This is a genomic window from Chitinophaga sp. GbtcB8, from assembly GCF_019091455.1.
Taxonomy (GTDB): Bacteria; Bacteroidota; Bacteroidia; order Chitinophagales; family Chitinophagaceae; genus Chitinophaga.
In genome coordinates this window covers 1-4,500 of the sequence record NZ_JAGXJN010000078.1, presented here as the reverse complement: position 1 = coordinate 4,500, position 4,500 = coordinate 1, and the positions used below count along the sequence as shown (strand labels likewise).

Below are 4,500 nucleotides of genomic sequence, written 5' to 3'. Positions count from 1 at the left end.
ATACGGATAGTAAGGTCATGAACATGGTTACGCCTTCCTGGCGGGAAAGCTGCTCCAGCGATGACTGTAAAGCAGCCGGCAATACATATTGCATGGTGCCGCCCCGTCCACTATGACGGGCCGGACGTACATGATCTGCAGGAAGCTCAAGTGGCTGGGAATTATTCAAACGGTTTTGCCAGTAAGCCAGCTGCATATCAAGATGAGGGCCTGACAGATTCCGGTGCTGCCATATCGCATAATCAGCATATTGAGCCGGCAATGCCGGCAAGGAAGGGCTTATGCCGGTGATGGCTTGCTGATAAAAAGATATAAATTCCTTCACAAGGATAGGCAGTGACCAGCCATCAGATGCGATGTGATGTAACACGATCACCAGCAGATGATCTTCAGCCGTAACCTTAAAGAGATGAGCCCTCAGCATATGATCACATCCAAGATCAAAAGGCAGAGCCACCACCTCCCGGATCTGATCCCTAATATCCGACAACGGCATTGCTTCCTTATGATACACCAGCTCCCATTGATCTTCCGGCAACACCTGCTGCCAAACCTGATCATGCTCACTTTTTAACACACTACGTAATACCTCATGACGGTTGATCACCTGTTGCAGGCCATAACGCAAGGCATCTACATTCACCGCTCCGATTAACCTGAACACGCCCGGAATATGATACTCCTGGCTGCCCTGCAGCTGGTCTATGAACCAAAGCCGTTCCTGTGAAAAGGATAAAGGAATACGCTCAGGACGTGCGCCTGCAATAATACCGGGCTGTAATACCTCATCTGCATTCATATGCAGCTGCCCGGCTAAGCTGCGGACCGTGGGATAAGTGAAGATATCCCGGATGGCAATCACCCGGTCAAGATCATGGCGGATCCTGGATACCACCCGTGTTGCCAGCAGAGAATGACCTCCCAGCTCAAAGAAGTTATCGGTGACGCCTATACGCTCTTTTTTCAGCAATTGCTGCCATATATCCACCAGCCGGTATTCCATGCTGCTTTGAGGTGCTTCGTAACTGTTTCCGGCAACGGTGCTATCCTGTGCAGCCAAGCTCCGGCGGTCTATTTTGCCATTGGGTGTCAGTGGCAGCTCATCCAGCTCAGTCAGCGTGGAAGGAACCATATAATCCGGCAGCCTGGACATTAAATAGGTGAGTAGCGCAGGCTTGTTAAAAGGCCCTTCACAAACTACATAGGCTGCGAGATACCGGTTACTTTCCTCACCTTGCATAACCACTACAGCCTGCCGCACATTTTCTGCTTTTTCCAGCACCTGCTCAATTTCCCCTGGTTCAATACGGAAACCACGCAGCTTCACCTGGTTGTCTTTGCGGCCCAGGTACACCAGGTTACCATCTTCCTGCCAGCGGGCAAGATCGCCTGTTCTAAAAAGCATCGCGCCCGGCTCGTCACTGAAAGGATGCGGAATAAATTTTTCATTGTTCAGTTCCGGACGATTGAAATATCCGGGTGATACCAGTGAGCCTCCTACCAACAGCTCTCCCGGTATGCCTACCGGGCATAGGTTTCCTGCGTTATCAACAATATAAATGCCGGCATTGTCAATGGGCTTTCCAATAGGAATGCTTTGCCTTTTTAAAGCCGGCATTTCACTTTTAAGTCTTGAGAACTTAAAATCAAAAGGAGAGAAATTCTTCTTTGCAATGATCTCATCCGCTATCGTTACCTGCTCTTCCAGTAAGTCATTGAACATTTCAATGCTGGTATAGGGATTCATGACCACGATCCTCATTACAACCACCCTGTTGTCCGGATAACCTTTCATAGGCAGCTCCGTAAACGACACAAAAGACCGGCCTCTCAGGAATTGTAACTTCTGCAAACGCCTGTTGAGCGCATTGATCAATGTCATATCCTCTATGGAAAGCATCCTGTCCCTGGCCTTTTCCCGCAGGGAAGACGGTATATAGCGGTAAATAATGATGTTCAGCGTAGGTTCTTCAAATAGCTCAAAATGCTCATTGGCCTTTATCTGTGCTGCGAATAATCTTGTTTTCTCATAATTGGATTCAATCAACCCTCCCAGCTTTTCCTCTCCCAGTATTTTCAATACGCCATGGAATAATAATGATACAAATGACCTGGAACCTTCTATGGTGTATTTTCCCAGGTCATAACTACCTTTCCTGGCCTGGTAGAAGGTCATGTTCTGCGAAATAACCGCCAGCTCAGGCGATTTGAATATACACATGCTGGCACCCTGGGGCAAGAACATCTGCTTATGTCCGCATATCGTTACAGAATCTGCATATTCAATACCTTTCAGTTTCCTGGCTAATTTCTGGGAAAAAATATACGAGCCTCCGAATGCGCCATCCACATGATAGTGAATGCCAAACTGCTGCGCTATTGAACCCAGGTGCGTCAATGGATCTACCCGGCCTGTTTCCGTGGTACCTGCTACTCCTATTATGGCAAGCACCAGCACATTTTCTTTGCGCAAAGCATTTATCTTCCTGGTTAGCTCCTCCCGGCTTGCTTCTATATTGTTTGTATCAAAGTCAAATGTTATACAGTTGGATCTGCCCAATCCCAGTACTCTCAACGCTTTGCCTATAGAATAGTGCATTAATTCAGAACCGATCACTACCACGCTGTTGTAACCATAATGCTGCAAGCTGCTCAGTAATCCTTCCTCTGTAATACCTTTAAAATCGCCATCAGGCGGGAAAGCCTTATTCAGGGCATAACTTAAAGCCGTAATGTTTGAGAGGGTGCCTCCATTTGCAATAATTCCCAGGCAGGATCTTTCATTCTGTACATGTTTTTCATAAAAAGTATCCTTTAGTCTGAAGATCTGTTTATGAATAATACCCAAAACCTGCCTTTCAATAAAACTGGCAGCAAAAGATGTTTCAATTTTTACCAGGTTCTGATTTAATACGATCATCAATGCCGACAGCTCTTTAATAAACTCCGGCACCATCCCTGTCATATGTCCTATATAATTAGGGTTGTTAACGTTAACAACATGAGGCAGCAGGTTATTTTTGATAAAGCTGATGTATTCTTCAGGCTTAACCGTTTTTGAGATCGATACATCAAAATACTCTTCCGGCAATAACCATTCTTCCTGAATACGGGTAATTTCCGGCCGGGTGGTGAAATCGTTGATCAGCCCCTGTACGCCTCCTTTCAGGGATATTTCAAAAACAGATTCACCGATACCTTTCGTTTCTTTCAGCAGGGGGAGGGAAGTATCATAACAGGTTACATCTGCGGTTACTTCTGTAGAGCCGTAAATATTAAGCAGCTTATGGTTTTCCGGAGAGAAGTGCATGTAAAATTCTTCTACCAGGTCGCTTGCCAGCTCCTCTCCGCTGCTGGTCCAGTATTTTAAAGCAGAGAGATCCAGCTCACCGGCTTCCACCCGGTTCAGGATATAACGCAATAACGACGGAACCAGTACCAGCCGGGTGATCCGGTGGGCAGACAGCTGCTGTAAAAAGCCGTCTATATCCAGTACGTCATCATTATTGAATAATACAGCCGGCACCCCTTTGAGCAAGGGGCCAAATAACTCCCACATATGATCTGCAAATCCCAGTGAAGTTTTCAGTGCAAACCGTTCTCCGGGCTCAAACGGGTATTTTGTCCACATCCACTGTAAACGGTTCTGCATAGCGCTGTCCAGCACTTTTACTCCTTTAGGCGTGCCTGATGAACCGGAAGTATAAATAACACTGATCAGGGAAGATCCGGACGGTATCCTTTCAGGATCCACAGCAGGGTACTGCAGATATTGATTAATATAAATAAGACGGGTGGGCAGGTCTTTTATATCAGGCAGATGATCATGCGCATTTACCAGCGCTACCGGGCCTGAAATATCTTCAAAGATCAGGCGGATCCTTTCGGCGGGATACTGTGTATCAACAGGCACGTATGCTGCGCCTGATTTTAATATGGACAGAATAGCCACGATCATTTCCGGGCTGCGTTCCACGCACACAGGCACCAGGGAACCTTCCCCTATTCCTTCACTTTGCAGGTAATGAGCCAGGCGGTTAGCCCATGCATTCAATGTACTATAGCTAAACGATTCATCGCGCCATATAATCGCTGTTTGTTCAGGTGTGCGTGCCGCCTGTTCTTCAAACAGATCAATCACGCGCTTAGCCGATGACCAGGCGGTTTTTGTATCATTAAAGCCCTGCAGCAGCAGCTGTTTCTCTGCTACTCCAAGCATTTCCAGCTTTTGAATTGCTGATGCAGGGTTGCTTACTACTGCCTGCAATAATTGTTCGTAGTGTGATAGCATCCGGCTGACCGTTCCCGCTTCAAACAGATCGGTGCTGTAAGTAATATCTACATTAAGCCCTTCTGAAGAGCTGGTGAGCGCAACAACCATATCGAACTTTGTACTGCTGCTTTCAACAGGTTCCGCATGCAACGATAATCCTTCGCCTAGCATATGTTCCGTTATACCTGCAGATTCATTGTTCTGCAACATAAACATCACCTGGAACA

General features: G+C 46.8%; 1 protein-coding gene. It reads right to left on the bottom strand.

Features of this window, described 5'->3' with window-relative positions; all coding sequences use genetic code 11:
* The coding region (locus KVT36_RS31345; RefSeq protein ID WP_254640279.1) for an AMP-binding protein at positions 1 to 4,444 on the bottom strand (4,444 nt) is incomplete at its 3' end.
* Positions 4,445 to 4,500 lie beyond the last annotated feature (56 nt).